At 42.1% G+C, this 21,789-nt stretch carries 17 protein-coding genes; 8 read left to right on the plus strand and 9 right to left on the minus strand.

Going from position 1 to position 21,789, the window contains the following annotated elements; all coding sequences use genetic code 11:
* Positions 1-160: 160 nt before the first annotated feature.
* The 5 genes from QL919_RS10965 (at position 161) to QL919_RS10985 (ending at position 7,177) form a co-directional block, all read left to right on the plus strand.
* Entirely contained in the window at positions 161-754 is a 594-nt protein-coding gene (locus QL919_RS10965; RefSeq protein WP_290189557.1) for a thioesterase family protein, read from the plus strand.
* A gap of 29 nt (positions 755-783) precedes the next feature.
* A complete protein-coding gene (locus QL919_RS10970; protein ID WP_290189558.1) occupies positions 784-1,737 on the plus strand; it encodes an ATP-binding cassette domain-containing protein in 954 nt (317 codons plus the stop codon).
* A 113-nt stretch (positions 1,738-1,850) separates the two neighbouring features.
* Positions 1,851-2,645, plus strand: coding sequence for an iron export ABC transporter permease subunit FetB (gene fetB, locus QL919_RS10975; protein ID WP_290189559.1), 795 nt, complete (start codon positions 1,851-1,853; stop codon positions 2,643-2,645).
* Positions 2,646-3,056: 411 nt separating this feature from the next.
* Complete coding sequence (locus tag QL919_RS10980; RefSeq protein ID WP_290189560.1) at positions 3,057-4,754, plus strand: AMP-binding protein; 1,698 nt, start codon at positions 3,057-3,059, stop codon at positions 4,752-4,754.
* 722 nt (positions 4,755-5,476) lie between these two features.
* Positions 5,477-7,177, plus strand: coding sequence for an AMP-binding protein (locus QL919_RS10985; RefSeq protein ID WP_290189561.1), 1,701 nt, complete (start codon positions 5,477-5,479; stop codon positions 7,175-7,177).
* A 281-nt stretch (positions 7,178-7,458) separates the two neighbouring features.
* On the opposite strand, the gene QL919_RS10990 is transcribed toward QL919_RS10985, so the two are convergent.
* The 5 genes from QL919_RS10990 to sohB form a co-directional block, all read right to left on the minus strand.
* On the minus strand, positions 7,459-8,328 hold the full coding sequence (locus QL919_RS10990; protein ID WP_290189562.1) for an SDR family oxidoreductase: 870 nt from the start codon (positions 8,326-8,328) through the stop codon (positions 7,459-7,461).
* Positions 8,329-8,460: 132 nt separating this feature from the next.
* Positions 8,461-9,216, minus strand: coding sequence for a histidine phosphatase family protein (locus tag QL919_RS10995; RefSeq protein ID WP_290189563.1), 756 nt, complete (start codon positions 9,214-9,216; stop codon positions 8,461-8,463).
* A gap of 80 nt (positions 9,217-9,296) precedes the next feature.
* Positions 9,297-10,580, minus strand: coding sequence for a phosphotransferase family protein (locus tag QL919_RS11000; RefSeq protein ID WP_290189564.1), 1,284 nt, complete (start codon positions 10,578-10,580; stop codon positions 9,297-9,299).
* Positions 10,581-10,691: 111 nt separating this feature from the next.
* Positions 10,692-11,960, minus strand: a complete 1,269-nt coding sequence (locus QL919_RS11005; protein WP_290189565.1) for an acyl-CoA dehydrogenase family protein — start codon at positions 11,958-11,960, stop codon at positions 10,692-10,694.
* Between the two features lie 248 nt (positions 11,961-12,208).
* Positions 12,209-13,189, minus strand: coding sequence for a protease SohB (sohB, locus tag QL919_RS11010; RefSeq protein ID WP_290189566.1), 981 nt, complete (start codon positions 13,187-13,189; stop codon positions 12,209-12,211).
* Positions 13,190-13,578: 389 nt separating this feature from the next.
* Between sohB and aspS the strand changes: the two genes are divergently transcribed.
* From aspS to QL919_RS11025, 3 genes are all read left to right on the plus strand, one after another.
* Positions 13,579-15,405: an aspartate--tRNA ligase gene (gene aspS, locus QL919_RS11015; RefSeq protein WP_290189578.1), complete on the plus strand. Its 1,827-nt coding sequence runs from the start codon at positions 13,579-13,581 to the stop codon at positions 15,403-15,405.
* Between the two features lie 67 nt (positions 15,406-15,472).
* Complete coding sequence (locus QL919_RS11020) at positions 15,473-16,423, plus strand: lysophospholipid acyltransferase family protein (RefSeq protein ID WP_290189567.1); 951 nt, start codon at positions 15,473-15,475, stop codon at positions 16,421-16,423.
* A gap of 228 nt (positions 16,424-16,651) precedes the next feature.
* Positions 16,652-17,368 carry a glycosyltransferase gene (locus QL919_RS11025; protein WP_290189579.1) on the plus strand — a complete coding sequence of 239 codons (717 nt, stop codon included), beginning with the start codon at positions 16,652-16,654 and terminating at the stop codon, positions 17,366-17,368.
* A gap of 13 nt (positions 17,369-17,381) precedes the next feature.
* Here QL919_RS11025 and QL919_RS11030 read toward each other — a convergent pair whose 3' ends face one another.
* The 4 genes from QL919_RS11030 to QL919_RS11045 all read right to left on the minus strand — a co-directional run bounded on the left by QL919_RS11030 (position 17,382) and on the right by QL919_RS11045 (position 21,709).
* Entirely contained in the window at positions 17,382-18,359 is a 978-nt protein-coding gene (locus tag QL919_RS11030; RefSeq protein ID WP_290189568.1) for a capsular polysaccharide synthesis protein, read from the minus strand.
* 3 nt (positions 18,360-18,362) lie between these two features.
* Complete coding sequence (locus tag QL919_RS11035) at positions 18,363-19,325, minus strand: glycosyltransferase (RefSeq protein ID WP_290189569.1); 963 nt, start codon at positions 19,323-19,325, stop codon at positions 18,363-18,365.
* Between the two features lie 30 nt (positions 19,326-19,355).
* On the minus strand, positions 19,356-20,444 hold the full coding sequence (locus QL919_RS11040) for a glycosyltransferase family 4 protein (protein ID WP_290189570.1): 1,089 nt from the start codon (positions 20,442-20,444) through the stop codon (positions 19,356-19,358).
* Positions 20,445-20,779: 335 nt separating this feature from the next.
* The gene (locus QL919_RS11045) at positions 20,780-21,709 is read right to left on the minus strand and encodes a branched-chain amino acid transaminase (RefSeq protein WP_290189571.1); all 930 of its coding nucleotides are present in this window, start codon (positions 21,707-21,709) and stop codon (positions 20,780-20,782) included.
* Positions 21,710-21,789 lie beyond the last annotated feature (80 nt).

A 21,789-nucleotide genomic window follows, 5' to 3' on the forward strand; every position in this document is an offset into this window, starting at 1 on the left:
ATTCTAGAAGACACGATTAATAAAGATTATTTTTGACTATTACTTAAAAAACTATCCGTTTAAAAACAATTACTTTGAAAAATCACTATCAAACCTATTATCAAAAAACAGCTAGCAAACAACACTTATAAAAATACTGAGCCTTATTATGACAAGCAATATGAAAACAAATACGCCAAAAACCGAGCGCAACGACTCAAACACCACAGCCAACCAAAAGATCACGCCATTGTTTGCGAAAGATTATAATGTCTATATTAACCACACTGATGCGGGCGGTATAGTCTACCATGCCAATCATTTGGTGTTTTTTGAAAACTGCCGCCGAGACTGGTTTACTCAATTAGGATTAAATGGTTATTTCCTCCAGACTGATGATGGTGAAGTACAGCACTTCGTCGTGAGTCAAGCAGATTTGCAGTACAAACGCGCCATACTACTGGATGAAATCATCAGCGTACGCATCGATAAGGTCGAAATAAAACCTGCCAGCATCGTGTTTTATCAGAGTATCCATCGACATTTAGCAAATGATAACAGCAAAGCCAACGATAGCTTATTAAGTAGTACCAAGATTGTCATTGCTTGTGTGCAAAATCAAATAAGACCTGCCTCAGTATCTAACAGTGAAAATAACAACACTCAATCCGATGCTAACGTTGCTACTGCCACGCCCATGCGCCCGATACGCGTGCCTCAACAGCTACGTGACATCATTGAACAGGCAATCCATCAGCATGCAACTGCACCGTAATGATTAGCAGTGTCCAGCACAGCTCAACGATGACTATTGATACTGATGTCCATGTTCATGATAACAGCCCTATGCTGAAATTTGACAATATCTGTGTGCATAGTCAGCGTCCAGTCATTATAAAGCCGAATGACAGTGTTATTCATAATGGTGTCATTAGTAAGCATGACATTAATAATGGTGCTATTGATAAGTCAAAAGAAGATGCTCTATCTACCAAATATAGATCATGGCTTAGTAAATTTAAACAGAGTAACTCACTCAAACAGATACCAAGCACTCAGAGAAAATTGTTGATAAAAGGAGTCAGTGGCACATTATCACAAGGACAAGTGACGGTTTTGACAGGGTCCTCTGGTAGCGGCAAGTCCTTACTATTGCGGGTGTTGTCAGGATTATTACCTATGAGCAGCGGCGATGTTTGGGTGACAAACAATCACAACACCAGTAGCATTACCACCTTTGACAATGCTACTGGCATGCGTGATATTGACTCTCTCAACATGAATTATCAAAGCATCCATGATACGCCGCCTACGCAGTGGCGTCACCAAGTCGCCTTACTCGCGCAGCATCCACAGCTGTTAGAAGGGAGCGTGCTTGACAACCTCCAAATGCCCTATCAGTTGCACGCTCATCAACATCTTGATTTTGATATCAATTGGCACATCACTCAGCTCGCTCACTTGCAACGAGGCGCAGAGTTTTTGCAGAAAGATGCCTATCATCTATCTGGCGGAGAGCAACAACTGGTCAACACCTTGCGCCTATTGCAATTACATCCGCACGTATTACTATTAGATGAGCCTACCGCTGCTTTAGATGGCGACACCTCCGCACAGTTGGTAACGTTACTTATTGGTTGGCTAAGAGCAGCTACGCAGCGCACTGTGTTATGGGTAACTCACGATACGCAAGACATCATGCCATTGGCTGATCATCATTGGCACATGCACGCGGGTGTGTTAACGCAAGTACCCTAAAAAAAGTTAACATCAACGCTGATGCCGATGTTCCAATTGACGTTACCAAACTTGCTTTATCAACATGACATTCATCCCTATATTATATTCACCCCTTTATATAATGAGTATCTATGAGCGGTACGGACGACATACAGGTATTCCTCACTTACGCTGACATTGCCCTTGCCAGTAGCTTAATTGTCATTGTGCTTATTGTGTCGTGGCGTTTACGATTGAAGCTGACCAAGACGTTACTCACAGCAGCTATTCGCACCGTGGTTCAGCTGAGCTTTATCGGTCTCATATTGGCATGGATTTTTGCCCGTGAGCAATGGTATGAAGTTCTACTGATTTTGACCATTATGACTTTGATTGCAGGGAGTGCGGCTAAGAATCGTGTCAAACGCAGTTATAATGGCTTATTTATCGATACTCTTATCTCCGTGAGCGTCTCTGCAGTGTTGGTGACTGCCATAGCCATTATGGTCATCTTAAAAGTTGAGCCTTGGTACACACCGCAATTTGTCATACCGATATTGGGACTCATATTGGGTAATTCTCTCACCGCCATCTCTTTGACCAGCAATCAATTGATTAACACTTTTCATGAGCAACAAGGTCGCATTGAGATGATGTTAAGCCTATCCGCCAAGCCATTTGAGGCCATACACGAACAAATAAGAGCAGCCATCATTAATGGCATGACCCCAACACTCAACTCTATGTTGGTCGTCGGTATTGTCAGCTTACCCGGCATGATGACTGGACAAATTTTGGCAGGTGCTGATCCGACTCAAGCTGTACGTTATCAGATTGTAACTATGTTTTTAATCTGCGTTAGCAGCACACTTGGTTGCACCATTAGCGCCCTGCTTACTTATCGGCGATTTTTTAACCAAAATAAACAGTTCGTCATACCTTTTTGACCACTCATCATATTTACCTTGCAACATATATAAATATATTTTCCAGATATATCTATGAACTGGTCAGTATTGCATGCTAACATTGCCTTCACCTGCTTTCATGCTAATGTATTGCTGAATTGTATCTTTGTTTTTTTGAAGACTTAAGACGCTCATGTTAGCGCTAAAAAATGGAACAGCTTGACTAAGACTGAATGGTTTTATGTCCAAGTGCTCTCAGTGCTCACATCAGTTATTAAGCTTAATAAAAAATGTTGTAAACAAGAAATATAGAGCAGCCAGTCAATAAATAAGGATGTTGTCACACGCAGCGACAAGCGATTTATGTCAGCGCTGCAGTGTTTTATTGACACGGATATGACTGCTTTGATACACAATCCCACCCTATTTTGACCTTCAAGGACGCTGACTATGATGCCGAATAAACCTTGGCTTGCCAATTATCCCAATGGTGTACCTAAGACTATCAACCCAGATAGATATAGCAGCATAATGGAGCTGTACGAAGAATGTTTTGACCGTTTTCGTCTGCACCCGATGAGTATCTGTATGGGCGTTACCCATACTTATAATGATATTGATGACGCCTCAATGGCGATTGCTGCGTGGTTGCAAGCTCAAGGACTGCCACAAGGTAGTGTCGTGGCGCTGATGATGCCAAACGTACCGCAGTATCTGCCAACCATGATTGGTATTCTGCGTGCAGGATACGTCTGCACTCCAGTCAACCCACTCTATACAGGCCGCGAACTGCGCCATCAGCTTAATGACTCTGGTGCTCAGGTTATTTTTGTGGTCGATAACTTTGCCCAAGCCCTTGAGCAAGTGATTGGCGAGACCAACATCAAACGTATTGTCCTATCAAAGATGGGCGATATGATGGGTCTTAAAGGTATTTTGGTTAATACCATTATTCGTCAAGTAAAACGTCTGGTACCTAAGTACAAGCTCAATGACCCTAAATATCAAGTCACTAAGTTTCCTGATGTGCTAAAAAAAGGCAAAAACCTACCCTTTCAAAAACCAAAAATGTCACTCGATCAAAAGGCGTTTTTGCAATATACCGGTGGTACCACTGGTCTATCAAAAGGTGCCATTTTATCGCAGCGTAACATCGTGGCAGCTGCCATGCAGTCAGAAGCTTGGACACGACCCATCACCTCCGAGATTAACGAGGTTTATATTAATATGGTCATGGCGTTGCCGCTGTATCATATTTTTGCCTTTATGCTGAGCTCGCTTGGTATGCGTGCAGGCTATACCTTTATCCTAGTACCCAATCCACGTGATATCCCCGGATTTATCAAAACCTTATCAAAACAGCCGTTCCATATCTTCCCTGCGGTTAATACCTTGTTTAAAGGGTTACTCGATCATCCAAACTTTAAAAACCTTGATTTTAGCTCACTGCGTATCTCACAAGCAGGGGGCATGGCCGCCACTGAACAGACAGCGACACGTTGGCTAGAGACCACTGGGTGCGCGATGATTGAAGGTTGGGGTATGACTGAAGGTGTCGCAGTAGGTACAGCCAACGTCATCACTGACCGTAAGTTCAATGGTACCATTGGTGTTCCAGTCCCTAGTGTTGATGCTATCGTTATCGACGATGAGGGCAATCGCGTCGGTACCAATGAAGCGGGCGAGCTGTGCGTCAAAGGCCCTAACGTCACCTCAGGTTATTTAAATAGAGACAGCAGTGATGACTTTACCAGTGATGGCTATTTCCGTACGGGTGATATCGTTAGCATGGACGAGAAAGGTTACTTTAGACTGCTAGATCGCAAAAAAGACATGATTCTAGTCTCGGGTTTCAACGTCTTCCCAAATGAGATTGAGTCAGTCATGCTTGATTGTGAAGGTATTGTTGACTGTGCGGTTATCGGTATCCCTGATGAGCATCAAGGTGAAGCAGTCAAAATCTATGTCGTCCCTGCGGACAACAATGTCACCAAAAATTCTATTAAAGAATTTGCGCTAGATAACTTAACGGGCTATAAATGCCCGCGTCATATTGAGTTTGTGACTGAACTACCAAAGAGTAACGTGGGTAAAGTGCTGCGTCAAAAATTGCGCGAAAAGCACAACGCTGACTATCCTCGAGTATAAGTAACTCCTACTCTCTCGATATAAGCGTCAGCTAAGTTAAACAAATTAATATGGGCAAGACTGCTTCATCGTAGCTTATGAGTAAAAAGCTTATGTACACAAACACTCTGCATCGATTGCAGGGTGTTTTTTGTTCCCTATTAGGACACGCTCTAGCAATAAACTAACCTCACTATACTCTTACCTTTTTTTTACTATATGTTATTGAGAGATGTGTATTTCTCAACATAGACCCTAAAACTCAATACTTCTTTTAGCGCCTATTAGCAGCTCATCTATCCTTAATAACCACTCATCATTTTTTTCTTGCAACACATATTATTTTATTAATCAAATTTATATCTGCACTGCGAAGTTCTAGTATGTTGATACCGATTAAAGTTGTAGTTGTGTTAATGTATTGCCGAAATATGTCACTGGTTATTCTGTTGCTTTAATTAATGGAATTCCTAGTTAAAACAACAGAATATTGTCGTTTTTCAGTGCCTATATTTTATAAGTACGCTATTGAATAGTCGCTACTTAAATAGCCATTTAATCTACTGAGAGAGTTGCTTTTAGTAGTTAAATATCATTGTACGAAGGCCACCATATGTTAGCAGTCAGTTATAGATAGGATAGCACTCAACGATAATACTCATGCAATATCGAGATATCGCTGACAGGGATGTGACTACTTTCTTATAGAACCTTAACTTATATCAAAATTAAGGACGCTAAATATGACAGCAAATAAACCTTGGCTTGCTCAGTATCCATCAAATGTACCAAAGAGCATTGACCCTGATCAGTATGAAAACCTGATAGAACTGTATGAGGACTGCTTCAATCGCTTCCGCATGCACCCGATGAGTATCTGTATGGGTGTGACACACACTTACGGCGACGTCGATAAGGCATCGCTTGCAGTGGCAGCCTGGCTGCAGGCGCAGGGCATCCCTAAGGGCAGTGTCGTGGCGCTGATGATGCCAAACGTGCCGCAGTATCTGCCAACGATGATTGGTATTCTGCGTGCAGGTTATGTATGCACCCCTATTAACCCTCTATATACAGGTCGTGAACTGCGTCATCAATTAAATGACTCAGGTGCTCAGGTTATATTTGTGGTGGATAACTTTGCCCAAGCCCTTGAGCAGGTCATCGACGAGACCGCCATCAAACGTATTGTCCTATCAAAAATGGGCGATATGATGGGGCTTAAAGGTATTTTGGTTAATACGGTTATTCGTCAAGTCAAACGCTTGGTGCCTAAGTACAATCTGAATGACCCTAAATATAATGTCACTAAATTCCCTGACGTATTAAAGAAAGGCAAAAATTTAGCGTTTCAAGCACCAAAGACCAGCTTAAGCCAAACTGCCATTTTGCAATACACTGGTGGTACGACAGGCTTATCAAAAGGTGCGGTATTGTCTCAGCGTAACGTCGTGTCAGCAGCGCTGCAGTCAGAAGCTTGGTATCGCCCTGTGACATCAGACATCAACGAAGTATATATCAATATGGTCATGGCCTTGCCGCTGTATCATATTTTTGCCTTTATGCTTAGCTTGCTTGGTATGCGCTCAGGTTACACCTTTATATTGGTACCGAACCCACGTGATATGCCAGGATTTGTCAAGACATTGTCAAAACAACCGTTCCATATTTTCCCAGCGGTTAACACCTTATTTAAAGGCTTGCTAGATCAGCCAAACTTTAAAGATTTGGACTTCAGCTCACTACGTATCTCACAAGCAGGTGGTATGGCTGCCACTGAGCAGACAGCCGCGCGTTGGTTAGAAGTGACCGGCTGTCCGATGATTGAAGGTTGGGGTATGACTGAAGGCGTTGCTGCAGGTACCGCTAACGTCATCACTGATCGCAAATTCAATGGCACTATTGGTATACCCGTTCCTAGTGTTGATATCATTGTGGTTGATGATAATGGAGAGCGCGTCGGACTGCATCAAGCAGGTGAGATGTGTATCAAAGGACCTAACGTCACCTCAGGCTACCTCAATAAAGACCCTAGCGAAGACTTTACCAGCGATGGTTACTTCCGTACTGGCGATATTATCAGCATGGATGAAAAGGGCTACGTTACTTTATTGGACCGTAAAAAAGACATGATTTTGGTCTCAGGTTTCAATGTATTTCCAAATGAGATTGAGTCAGTCATGCTTGATTATGATGGTATCATTGATTGTGCGGTGATTGGCATCCCTGACGAGAACCAAGGTGAAGCGGTAAAAATCTATGTCGTCCCTGCGGACAACAATGTGACGAAAAGTGATATTAGAGAGTTCGCAACAGATCACTTAACTGGCTATAAGTGTCCACGTCATATCGAGTTTGTCAGTGAGTTGCCAAAGAGTAACGTGGGTAAAATACTTCGTCAAAAATTGCGTGAGCAGCACTTGCTGGACAATCCACAAACGCTGTAACCGTGATTTTTAATAGTCATTGATTACTGATTACTGATTACTGATAACATTAAAGTTAGCGGTTATTTTCAGGGTATCAGGGTCAATTTATTAAGAGCCGTCAATGAAAAAGCCCTCCATATTTTGACATGGAGGGCTTTTTGTTATAGTCAAGGAATTTTAAAATCGCTACAAGGCGACCGACCGCAGATAGTACACTAAGTACATCTAGGGCGGGTAACACCGTAGCGATTTAAAAGTGCTCCGACTATAGCTATTATTTATATATTGTCATAAAGAGGCTAGCTTAACTTATTGATAACCTGCAAAGGTAGATGCTTCATAGCCTTGCCAACCATTGACCATGGCAAGCTTGGCACACAGGCTTCTTCCACGCCTGCTTCAATCGCGGCCACAATGGCTTGGGTGCCTGTATCTGCATCGACTTCGAATGGTAGTGGCTTAGAGCCTTCGTTGATTTCTGTACGAATATAACCCGGATAAATCGTAGACACCTTAATAGGCAGCTTGGTCAAGAGCATATCAGCACGAATCCCTTCTGCCAAATGAGCCAATCCAGCCTTACTGGCACCATAGGTCGTCAAATGTCTCGGCAGACCTCGCATCGCAGACATACTCGATATGACGACAAGATGACCGCTATTTTGTGCACGAAAGATGTTCATTGCAGCCTCACACTGGGCCAATGCTGATATAAAATTGATATCAGCAGTGCGGCGATTGGTCTCAAAATGACCTTTACCAATGCGGCGACTGTCGCCAATACCTGCATTGACCACCACGCGATCAATACCACCAAAATCCTCTGCAAAGGTGTCGAACACTGTAAAAATCGCCTCATAGTCGCTGACATCTAGAGCGCGGTATTCGACACGGATATTAGGATAGGTTGCCATCAGATCCGACTTTAAACTTTCTAAACGGTCAGTACGGCGGGCACAAATAGCGAGATTGTAGCCGAGTTTGGCAAAGAGTCTTGCCATCCCCTCGCCTAAGCCTGAGCTAGCCCCTGTGATTAATACCGTTTTATCTTGCCCAGCCTGCTGCTTATTTAAGTCGTTTAAGTAACGTGCTGGTTGAATGGCACTAAATACTTGGTTTTTGCTTTGATTGGCACTTCTGGTAACTAAGCTTATTAATTTGTTTTGCATAAAAAGTCCTTTTTAGATTACGAACCCATAGATGATTATTGGCTTACTTATGATAGCTATTAATGGATAAATGAGAGCTATTTTTCGATTCTCATGGTTTTTTCGATAAGCATCGTGTTAATAACACCTTTTTTATCGCCATGTCACAAAGCGCTTGCCTTCAGAAAACAGATGACTATATTCATTCAGAGATAGTAAGCGCGTACGGTCATTTTTAAGCGTCAGAGACGTCACGCCAGTATTGACCAAGCTTTTATTGATTTGATAAGCGGTTGAACTGCCTTGTTGCAATAACTGTGCGGTGATAGCAGCAATGATACCGCCCGAGGTAAAGACCAGCACTGTATCATCACGACCCAACTGTAAGTGAGCAACTTGCAGACGCACTTGCTCAAGCGCTTGCTTTGCTCGCTCACTAAACTGCACCCAGCTCTCGATATAGTCACTATCGTTATCACCTGCATGCCAGCGCTGCATCGCCGCATCAAACAGCTCAGCTAACCGCGTAGCAGGCACTTCTGCTTGCGCAATCTCAGCTGCGATTGCCGCGCGATTGCCAAAAGCAGGATTGGACTTTATTAACACATCTTTATGATTAAATTCATCAAACTGTGGCAGCACATAACTATCAGGCTGATTGATATCAATTGCAGGCGTGTAAGGCTTTTCAGTTTCATCCACAGCCGACTGATAACGCTCCCAAAAATGCCGTGCTGAGTCCTGTTGCCTGACCAAGCTACCAGTAAAAATCGCATCGATGCGGCGCTGCGTGCTTGCATAGTGTTGACCGAGCATTTGCGCTTGCATACCGCCAAGCTTTGAGAGCTGATCGTAATTTTCTTGTCCAAAGGATGCCTGACCATGACGGGCTAGAAGAATGGTTGTCATAAAACACTGCCTTTTATCATAATTTTTACATGCGGTTTTAACCTGCCGTTTTCTACAGCATTTGCATACAGAATAAACAATTACTCATCTGATGATTGCGGCGCTTTGGTAAAATAGCCTTTTGGTAAAATGCCTTTGACCACTTTCTGTACAGGAGCTGGCAATTGCTCAATCGTAGCAGCATCGATACCAATCTCTTTTAATTGTGGCTGCACATAAGTATTGAATAACGCCTCACCTTCGTACTGCGCAATCAGCTTGAGACATTTAGCATGTAGTACATGGACGATGAGCCAAAAGTTCTTAAACGCTGGATTGGTGGTTTGTTTATGATAATAACGATAGTAAATTTGCTGCACAATACTCGCTAAACGGAACAGACCGAACACCTCATAAAACGTCCAATTGTCTATCTTAAGACCCGATTGCTGCAGATAATAGTCAACCACTTCATCACGGGTCATCATACCTTTTAAATGCGTTGGCTGACGGCGTGACTGCTGCATAATGATGTTGTCATCTTCTTCGACCCAATAAGCCAATGCACTCCCCAAATCCATTAAAGGATCACCTAAGGTCGCCATTTCCCAATCGAGTACGCCAATGACCTTGGTCGGATCAGTGGCATCCAAAATCACATTATCAAAGCGCCAGTCATTATGAATGAGGCAAGTCTTACTATCAGCAGGCGTATGCTTATTCAGCCATTGACGAACTAAGCCAAAGCTAGGGACGTTTGGTGTTTTGGCCTTGACATAACGCTTATCCCAGCCAGTCACTTGGCGCTCGCAGTACCCTTCACCGCGTCCAAGGCTGACCAAGTCAGGATGCTCTTTATAATCGATTTGATGTAAGTCAACCAACGCATCAATGACATTGGTACATAAGGCGCGCGTCTGCTCTACATCTAAATCGATGCCTTTTGGCAAATTGGCACGAGGAATGATACCTTCCATGCGCTCCATGACATAAAAGTCGACACCGATGACAGATTCATCAGTGCATAGCGCGACCATTTTAGGCACATAAGGATAGGCATCTTTTAAGGATTTTTGTACGGTATATTCACGTACCATATCGTGCGCTGATTTGGCTTTAGTGCCTTTTGGCGGACGGCGTAAAATTAAATCTTGTTCTGTGCCCTCACCTTCATACTGCAAGCGATAGGTCCAGTTTGAAGCACCGCCAGAGAATTGAGTAACGGTTGGCTCGCCTTCTATATCAACACCTTGCTCGCGTAGCCAATTGCTGACCGCTTGTGCGTCAAGCTCTTCACCTTCGCGCACTTCGCCACCTTTATCCAAGACTTTATTAAGTGTTTGATGGTCATTGTCAGTATTGTTGGCATGATTGTCAGTTGCCATGAGATGTTCCTTATCGTGTGGTCAGTTATTTTTATCAATAATTACAGTGATGAAAAATTCACTATTAACTGATTAATAGTGAATTTTTAGAGATGGTATTTTAACGTTATATTACGATTTAGCAGGTTTCGACGAACGACTAAAACCTTGACGCTTAAGCTCTAGTTTCGCAATCATGGTTTTATGTACTTCATCAGGACCATCGGCTAGACGTAGCGCTCGAGCTTGAGCATAAAATGAAGGCAACATGGTATCTTGGCAAACGCCCATACCACCATGGATTTGAATCGCCATATCGACCACTTCTTGTAATACAGTCGGTGCAACCACTTTAATCGCAGAGATTTCAGTGAGTGCTGCTTTGGTACCTTGGGCATCCATTTTCTGCGCCGCATATAAAGTCAGTAGGCGTGCTTGGTCAATCTTAATACGAGCATCGCTGATACGCTCAAAGTTACCGCCCAATTGTAGCAGTGGCTTACCAAAAGCTGTACGCTCCATGCCGCGTTTGACGGCCAGCTCTAACGACTTCTCAGCAGCGCCAATACAACGCATGCAATGATGGATACGGCCTGGTCCTAGGCGACCTTGCGCAATCTCAAAGCCCATGCCCGGTCCACCGATAAAGTGACTGACGGGCACACGTACATCATTAAAGCTAACTTCACCATGCCCGTGCGGTGCATCATAGTCACCAAATACTTTTAGCATACGCTCGATATTGACGCCTGCCGTTTTGGCTGGCACCAACACCATCGAGTGCTGATGATGACGGTCTTTAGTGTCATCAGGGGTATAGGCCATGACAATCAAGATATCAACCGCAGGGTCGCCCAGACCTGATGACCACCACTTGCTACCATTAATGATAATCTCATCGCCATCAACCACAGCTGTCGCTTGCATGTTGGTCGCATCACTTGATGCCACATCAGGCTCAGTCATACAAAATACTGAACGCGTTTTACCTTCTAATATCGGCGTGAGCCACTTGTCTTGCTGCTCCTGTGTGCCATAACGCCATAGCAATTCCATATTGCCGCTATCAGGCGCATTACAGTTGAATACGTAAGGGGCAAGTAAGCTGCGGCCAGTCAGCTCAGCAATCGGTGCATAATCGGTAACCGATAACCCAGCGCCTAGCGTGTCATCTGGCAAAAATAAATTCCAAAGACCCGCTTCACGTGCTTGTTTACGCAAGCTCTCATATTTTTCTGGCCAATGCCATTTTGTCCAATCACCGTCGGGGTTTTGCGCATGGCAGTCTGCCCAAAACTGCGCTTCGATTGGCTCGATATAGCTTTCGATAAAGGCTTTAACTTTGGCATGCATGGCTTGACCATGTTCTGTTGCCGTAAACATTAAGGTATTACTAGACATAATGACTTCCTTTTCTTGACTTATGGTTAATGACTTTTATAAATTTCATATCGAAATTTTAATAAAATATTATAGTGTACGTACGTATACTCTCTTTTATCTGCACCATTTATAACATAGCATTTGTCATTAAACAGCAAAAAAGGCGCGACCCACTAGGACACGCCTTTTACAAAATACAAACAATGCATGATTCAGTATTGAAATACCAAAAGACTAGCTGTCAAATAACATCATGATATTTATACTTATTTCAGAATATTCAAACGGCTGTTTAATTCAAAACGCGCTAACGCATCTGGTAATTTATCAGCCACCATACTCAGAGTAGCTTCTGCCGCTTGAGCCAATCCAAGCTTTTCTGCCAGTGTTGGCTTTTGACGTGAATGCAGCGCATACACTTCGCTGTTTTCCATACGCTCTAAAATATAACTGTCAGAGGTTTGCAGGCTATCGATCAAATTTAGCTGCAACGCATCTTCACCATACCAATGCTCACCTGTTGCCACTTTATCTAAGTCTAATATTGGACGATAAGTATTGACGAAATGCTTAAACAACTTATGTGTTTGCTCCAGCTCTTCTTGATATTTTGCACGATCTTCAGCATCGTTTTCACCAAATACCGTTACTGTGCGCTTATAGTCGCCAGCGGTAAACATCTCATAGTCCACATCATGGTTTTTCAGCCATTTATGAAAATTTGGAAGTTGAGATACCACGCCGATAGAGCCAATCACCGCAAATGGTGCCGCTATGACATTGTCTGCAACACAAGCCATCATATAACCGCCACTTGCCGCTACTTTGTCGACACAAACCGTTAGTTTGAGACCAGCATCTTTTAGACGAACCAATTGTGCGGCCGCCAATCCATAACCATGTACCAAACCACCGCCCGACTCTAGGCGTACCACTACTTCATCGCCTTTATTGGCGGTACTGATTAGTGTGCTGATCTCTTCACGTAAATGCTTCACCGCCGTTGCTTTGATATCACCATCGAAATCAAGAACAAAGACTTGTGGTTTGCTGTCAGTATTTTTTTTCTTGTTTTTGGTTTTGGCTTTTAGCGCTTGTTTGGCCTTTTTAGCCATGGTTTTTTTAAATTGCTTGAGGGCAGCTTTGCCTTGGGTCGCCTCCATCAAATCTTCACGGCGCTGCTTTTGCGCCTCATTAAGATGCAATACTTTCAGCTCAACAGGATTTTTGGGTGGGTGAAATAGCATAATTACAATTCCTCAAGTCAGTAGATATAACGATATTGATGTTTTTATTAACGTGCGGTTGATATGCGCACTACTGTTTGTATTTTCAAGCCAAATGACAATATTTAACCCAATACAATTATTAGGGTATCAATACGATTTATAGCGACACATTCCTATGCTTTGATTAGCTTCATCAGGTTGTATAACAAGGGCAGATTAGGCATAATATGCGTTTACATCAAATTTTCTGCAGCCAACGTGATGACCCATTGTCTTATATCGCGTTATTTGTGCTTTTTTGGCTGATGGCTTGAATGGCACAGCGCTTGTATCACACGATAGCGGCTGCAGTATTGTATTTCGAACTGGGCTGATAACTGGATAACCATATTATGACGCAAAGCACTATGACGCATAGCGAATACCGAGACGAATATTGCGGAGCCGTAACTGAAAGCTTAATTGAGCAAACCATTAGTGTCGTGGGCTGGGTACATCGTCGTCGCGATCACGGTGGCGTGATTTTCTTAGACATGCGTGACCGCGCTGGTATCTTGCAGGTCGTTGTTGATCCTGATACGCCAGAAGCTTTTGCTACTGCTGATGCCGTACGTCCTGAATACGTGCTAAAAATCACTGGTCGCGTACGCCGTCGTTATGAAGGCACTGAAAATAACAACATGACCAGTGGTCAAATTGAGCTATTGGGTAAAGAGATTGAAGTACTAGCAAAGTCTGAAACCCCGCCATTCCCATTGAATGATGAGAACACCACGGTATCAGAAGACTTGCGCCTTAAATATCGCTATCTTGATATGCGTCGCCCGCAAATGCAAGAGCGTATGGTATTCCGTGCCAAAGCGACATCAGCGATTCGTCGTTATCTAGATGATCATGGCTTCTTAGACGTTGAAACGCCTATCTTGACTCGTGCAACGCCAGAAGGTGCCCGTGATTATCTTGTACCTTCACGTACGCGCCCAGGTAACTTCTTTGCCTTACCACAGTCACCACAGTTGTTTAAACAGTTATTGATGGTGTCAGGATTTGATCGTTATTATCAAATCGCTAAATGCTTCCGTGATGAAGACTTACGTGCTGACCGTCAGCCTGAATTTACCCAAGTTGATATTGAAACTTCTTTCTTAAATGAAGAAGAAATCATGAATATCAACGAAGGTCTAATCAAGCATTTATTCAAGACCATGATGGACGTTGAATTTGAACAGTTCCCACGTATGACTTATGCAGAAGCCATGCGTGACTATGCGTCAGACAAGCCTGACTTACGTATTCCTCTAAAGTTGGTTGACGTTGCAGACTTGATGAAAGATGTTGAATTTAAAGTGTTTGCCGGCCCTGCAAACGATCCAAAAGGTCGCGTTGCTGCCCTACGTATCCCTGGTGGTGCTTCATTGAGCCGCAAGCAAATTGACGCTTATACCAAGTTTGTTGGTATCTATGGCGCGCGCGGTTTGGCATATATTAAAGTCAATGACGCTAGCAAAATCAATAATGGCGTAGACCAAGAATCGGGCTTACAGTCACCGATTATCAAAAACATGACAGATGATGTGTTGGCGAGCTTAATTGAACGTACTGCCGCAGAAGATGGCGATATTATCTTCTTTGGTGCCGATAAAGCCAGTGTCGTAAACGATGCAATCGGCGCACTACGTCAGAAAATTGGTCTAGACTTAGAAATGACTACTTGTGAGTGGGCACCACTTTGGGTGACTGACTTCCCAATGTTTGAAGAAACTGACGATGGCAAATGGACCTCAATGCACCATCCATTCACCAAGCCAAAAGGTTCTGTTGAAGAACTGAAAACCAATCCTGAAGCGGCACTTTCTATCGCTTATGATATGGTACTGAATGGCACAGAAGTTGGCGGTGGTAGCTTACGTATCAATACCTATGATATGCAGCAAGCCGTACTCGAAGCGCTTGGTATCGGCGAGCAAGAGGCAGAAGATAAGTTTGGTTTCTTACTTGACGCCTTAAAATTCGGTGCGCCTCCGCATGGTGGTTTGGCATTTGGTTTAGATCGCCTGATTATGCTTATGGTCGGTGCAGACTCTATTCGTGATGTCATTGCCTTCCCAAAAACCAAAACTGCTGAGTGCCCATTGACTCAAGCACCTGCTGAAGTAGATAGCAGACAGCTGCGTGACCTTGGTATCCGTGTGCGTGAGAAAGCACAAGCGGACGCTAACAAATCTGCGCAATAAATAGTTAGATAATGCTTAGTTATTCTTTGTCTAACAGGTTACGTGATTCATCACCGTGTGACTGGTCATGAATCCGTATCATATTTTCAAATTCGTGCCACTGTCTGTCTTACAGATGCTGGCACGTTTTGTCGCTTGGGTAATACTAAGGATGCCGAACGCTAGTATTATGCGCACTGTGCGTATCAATATAGCATTGGTATTCCCCTTATTGTCTGCTGCAAAAAAACAAGCCTTAACCAAAGACATTATTTATCATCAATGTTTAACCAGTATTGAGTCTATCAAGACCTGGGCGATGCCACCTGAATGGAGCATCGCTCAGATTCGTGACGTTCATAATCAAGACATTTTATTAGATGGTCTGGCCAATCCTAATGGTATGCTAGCAATCGTTCCGCATCTCGGTACGTGGGAGATGATGAACGCTTGGCTCAATCAGTTTGGTTCGCCAACGATTATGTACAAACCGGTTAAAGGCGATACCACTAATGAGTTTGTGCTACAAGGTCGCTCGCGTCTGAATGCCACGCTGGTTCCAACAGATGGTAGTGGTGTAAAAGCCGTATTTAAGACCCTCAAACAAGGTGGCTTTAGTATTGTATTGCCCGATCATGTGCCTGACCCATCAGGCGGTGTGGTCGTGCCCTTCTTTGGTGTTGAGACGTTAACCAGTACATTGGCATCCAAACTCGCGAGTAAAACCAAATGTGCGTTAGTCGGCTTATCTTGCATTCGTCGTGATGACGGACGTGGCTTTGATATCTATTGCTATAAGCTTGATGATCCAGCCCTCTACGATCGTAACGCTGAAACCGCTGCTCATGCGCTTAACCTTGCCATGCAGCATATGATTGAAGATAAATGCAGTCATTATATGTGGGGCTACCGTCGTTTTAAGCATATTCCTGTTTTAGACAACCCTTATATCGCTGATAAAGCCAGTCTAGAGGCGTTTATCCATAAAAATCATACCAGCTCGACCTCTGGTATCAAAAATACTGAAAGTATTAATTAAATCGCCCAAAACTAAAACCTTTAGAATCAAAGTTAGCATTAAAATTATACCAATCCTTAAGCGTTCAGATATATCACACCTTTGAGCTATGTTAATATTGTGTGTTTCTACATTCATTTTTGTCGACTTTAATACGAGTGCCCCATGGTAATAGACGCAATCGATACCTCATCAACACCCCAAGGACAAGACTCGAGCCCATCTGATGAGCAGCGCTATGTCATCTGTATGAAATGGGGCAATAAATACGGTGCAGAATATGTCAACCGTCTTTACAACATGGTCAGTCGGCACTTGACTTTAGATTTCCAAATGGTCTGTCTCACTGATGACAGCACTGGTATTGACCCTGCCGTTCAATGTTACCCAATTCCTGAGATGGATCTGCCAGCTGGTCCTGAGCGTGGTTGGAAAAAACTCACAACTTTTAAGCCAGAATTATACGATTTAAAAGGTGTGGCATTATTCTTAGACATTGATATCGTCATAGTGGATAATATCGATGTTTTTTTCACGTATAAAGCTGAGTACGAAGACAGTGTCGTCATCATTCGTGACTGGAAAAAGCCATGGCGCATGATTGGAAATAGCTCAGTTTATCGCTTTAATATTGGTATGGGCACTTATCCTGATTTACTGGCAAACTTTGAGCGCAACTTCGACAGCATTCGTCAGCAAGTTCGCCATGAGCAGGCTTACTTATCTAACTATCTGCGTGAGCATCATCACCTAGAGTACTGGAATAAAGACTGGTGTGTCAGTTTTAAATATCAGTGTATTGCCCCTATCCCATTCAACTTGTTACGTGCCCCAACGCTGCCTGAGGGTGCCAAAATTGTTATCTTTCATGGTGAAATTAATCCACCTGATGCCATTAAAGGCGGCGGTGGTAAGTGGTATCGTCATGTAAAACCAAGCCCTTGGTTGAAGGAGCATTGGCAGTAAGCTTTTAAAAGCCTTATTTACTAAAAATTTCTTTCTTAAAGAAGCCATAATAGGTTAAATTGCCAAATATATCATTTTCTTTAAGTTCTTCGTGTAGGCTTAGTTTATGTAAGGAAGCTTGGCCTACAATAGATTCATATTCCTCTTGTTTAAATTTCTTATTCATTTTAGTCTGCAGTAAATGCGGTAGCGTATCATCCTCTGCTGGAAAATTAAAATTGACAACATTCATATCTTTCAATTCATTAATCATTATTTGGAAGAAAAAATAGTGAGGGATTTTCTCTTCATTTTTCCAGAAAAATAATAATAAATCTAATATCACTGAGGATAACTCACTTTTTTTATGTCCATAGATGATACTACTTAAATGTTTAACTTTAAACTCTTCACGCCAGCTGAAATAAAAATGCTGGTCGCCTTTACCCCAATCCTTATTAGCAGAATCAGCATCTCTTGAAAACATAAAAAAATCATACTCTTCGTACTTAGTAGGAATATCATCGGTCATTAGTATTGATGCATCTAACCATATACCTCCATACACGTTTATTAACGCAACCCTTAATAAGTCAGAAAAGAATACTGGACGAAATTCAGGATTTCTTCTTTTCTCTTTAATAAATGCTGGCAATTCCAGATATTCATCTATGTTATCGTCTGTAATACGTATAACCTCGTAATCACCTTTGTATTTATCTACAGATGCGAAACAAAGCTTGGCAGTGTCTTTTGCATTCTCTACTCCTTGTGCCCAGTACTGCCAAATAATTTTTTTATTTTTTATGTCTTTTTTGGGCTGGATATTATATTTTTCGATCTCACCATTAAAATACGCTTCTATAATATGATGCCAGTATGTGGCTACTTGAGCTTGCACAGGAAGTTCTGAGTATCTAAAACCCCACTCCTTTCTTTTACTGCGAGGTACAAGACCGTTATAGAATATTTTAAAGGGCTTATTACTGATAACGTTAAAGATCTTTTCCATGGTCTATATACCTTTCAGAATTCTATCTAATTTAGAACGTTTAATATTCAGGATTATTCTTTGATGTATTGGCAGCTCTTTATTAGCAACCAGATAGAGCTCTGAGAAGTACTTATTATATTGATCATAAGTATCTTTTAACAAATCTTCCTGATTGTTTTTAGCTATTTTATTTAACAGCCCTATATAACGCTTATATACTTTATACAGTAAATAATGATAGCCGTCTTTTTCCTCGTCTCTCTGATAGTTTTCAACGCGATAAGTGAAAGCATATAAATAATCATCTACGTATTTTTTGTCGAGATTTTTTAAAATAGACCCTTCACGCTCACGATACTTTATGACTGGATACTTCAAATAGCTATATTTAAAACTCTTTAATGAGATATCAGTCATATACAAAATATCTTCAAAATTCAATCCTTCTTTAAACCTTATGTCTTGTATTATCTGTCTTCTAAAAACCTTATTCCAAACATGATTACTATTATTTTCAATAATATTATCTAAGAAGCTATTTCTCTTATTGATATAATTTTTATTAGCCTTGCCTATAAAAGCTTTTTTCTTTACCTCTTTTTTCCCTCGTAATGATACATAATCAGCACATAGCACATCCGAGTTCAATTTTTCTATTTGAGACATGACAGATTTATAAGCACCTTCGTACATAACATCATCAGAGTCAATAAACCAGATATACTCTGTTTGGGTCATATCAAAAAGCGCATTACGTGTGGCTGACAAACCTCTATTATGAGGCGCATCGAAGATTTGCACTTGAGGATGGTTTTCAAAACGCTTGATAATAGCTGCACTATTATCTGTCGAAGCATCGTTCATTATTAAAATAGATGCTCTAGTATCGATTTGAGTGAGTATGGATTCTATACACTCTTCTACATAATCCGCTACATTATAAACAGGTATTAAAATACCAATTGTTAGATCTTCTTTATTCATACAGCACTCACATTAAAAACTTTATAATAATTAACAGCTCGTTAATAAATTCTGAAATAATTGATAATACGCTTGAGTGACCTGTTTTTTATCATAATGAACTAAAACTTTCTCTCTAGCTGCCGTTGCTAGTGCTTGGTAGTTTGATGGATTAGATAGAACAGTCTCGATGATATCTGCCAGCTCTGTTACTGCTCCGATAGGAAACAAAAAACCATCCTTTTTGTCATCAATTAATTCTTTCACGCCCATTGCAGTACTTCCCACTACGATACAGCCACTTGCCATCGCTTCTAGCACCGCTAGGTTCAGCCCCTCAAAACGGCTCGACATGACAAACACCTTATGTTGCAGCAATAGTTTTTCAACTTCACTACTGTACTCTATAAAGGTCACTTGATTGTGCAGCTCATAGCGATCAACCAAATCATGTACTTCTTTTTGGTAATGCTTGCGCCCACTACCAACCAAAGTAAGGGTAGGACTGACTCCTTTTTTCTTTAAATGCTTCAGTGCTTCAATTAGAGTTACGTGATCCTTACTTTTAGCATACCTTCCCACCATAATAAGATCTTGTGATCTCTCCTCAACAGGTAAGAGATTAGCACCACCAAATCGAGTGGTGTCGATACCATTTGGAATGGCTTGAATGGGTGCGTGAAGATCTTGCTCAGACAATACCTGAGCCACACCTTCAGAGACTGCCACAATACTGGCTGTAGATTTGCTTAGTTTACGCGTTTGGTATAGCTTCCATGGTGTATAGCGCTCTTTAGAATTGTGTTCCACTTGTACTAGGTAAGGTACTTGTGCCAATAGCCCTGCTCGTCTTCCCAATAAATGCTCAGGAAATCCATGCGCAACTAATATATCAGGTCGCCATTGCTCACATAGTTTTTTTAATTCATGGACAGTCGCAAGATGGGTAGTACCTGTGACAACCTTGTAATCGATACCTTTATCTTCAAGTTCAGCTAGCTTTTCTGGTACGGTCGTTTTTTTACGACGCAGTACTAATAGGTTGTCCGTTGATTCGATTTGATTGTGAGCCTCGACCAAATCAATAGCAACTTTTGTGGCTCCTGAAAAGCCACCAGTGACAAAATGTAAGACTCTCAATGGCTTCTCCATTAATCTATTCAAAGTAAAACCAGACTTAGCTAAAAAACAAGATCCTATGACGCTCGCAATTTGAACGCACCTGCTTTAAGAATCGACATGCTAAGCATCCGTGTTTATAAATGGACACCATAGCAAGATATAGCTTAAAACTAAGCGACGTTATGATACCGCATCCATAAATTATGTGCGAGCTTATCATTAGTAGTTATAGTGTATGAACTTCACTTTAGAATACCGATTAATATCACTCAACAAAAAAGCTAAGACTTAAAAACAGCCTTAGCTTTTTTGTTCATACAATATAGTTTTAAAAATAAAATGCAGTTTTAAAATCAGTCAATAAAACTTAACCAATCCATATACTGCTCATTACGGCCATGTACTACGTCAAAGTACAAGGTTTGCAATTTCTCAGTCAACGGACCACGGCCACCATTGCCGATAGTACGATCATCGTATTCACGAATTGGTGTGACCTCAGCTGCCGTACCAGTCATAAAGATTTCATCTGCTAAGTAGAACTCATCACGAGTGATACGGCGTTCAACGACTTTGATACCTAAGTCTTCAGCAAACTGAATAATAGTACGACGGGTGATACCATCCAGCGCGCCGCCACCTAAGTCCGGCGTATGCAGCACACCGTCTTTGACTAAGAATAAGTTCTCGCCAGCACCTTGGCAAACATAACCTTGCGGATCCATCAAGATGGCTTCGTCATAGCCGTTACGCGTGACTTCTTGATTGGCCATAATAGACACAGGATAGTTACTAGATGCTTTGGCTTTGCACATGGTCACATTGGTCATGTGATGCGTAAATGATGAGGTTTTTACACGAATACCATTTTTGATACCGTCTTCACCTAGGTATGCACCCCAATGCCATGCTGCGACCATCGCATTAACACTATTATCACGCGATGACAGACCCAGTTTTTCAGCACCAAACCAAATCAGCGGACGGATATAAGCTTCTGCTAAGTTATTTTGTTTGACCACATCTTTTTGTGCTTGTTCAAGTGCCGCTGCATCAAAAGGCACACTCATTTGAAAAATCTTTGCAGACCCTAGCAAACGCTCAGTGTGTTCTTTTAGGCGAAAAATCGCCGTGCGGTTGTCAGCAGTTTGGTAAGCACGCACACCTTCAAATACCGCCATGCCATAATGTAGGCTATGCGTCAGTACATGGATTTTGGCATCTGGCTGTTCGATCATCGTGCCATTCATCCAAAGCTTGCCTTCTTGTGTTGCCATATTCATTTTATAGTCCTTATGCTAGCGCTGACGTCTAACTTTTTAAGTAGTTTTTGTTTAACAGTAATTATCAACATCATATGATA

Origin of the sequence: Psychrobacter sp. APC 3426 (assembly GCF_030408035.1) — a bacterium.
Classification (GTDB): Bacteria; Pseudomonadota; Gammaproteobacteria; order Pseudomonadales; family Moraxellaceae; genus Psychrobacter.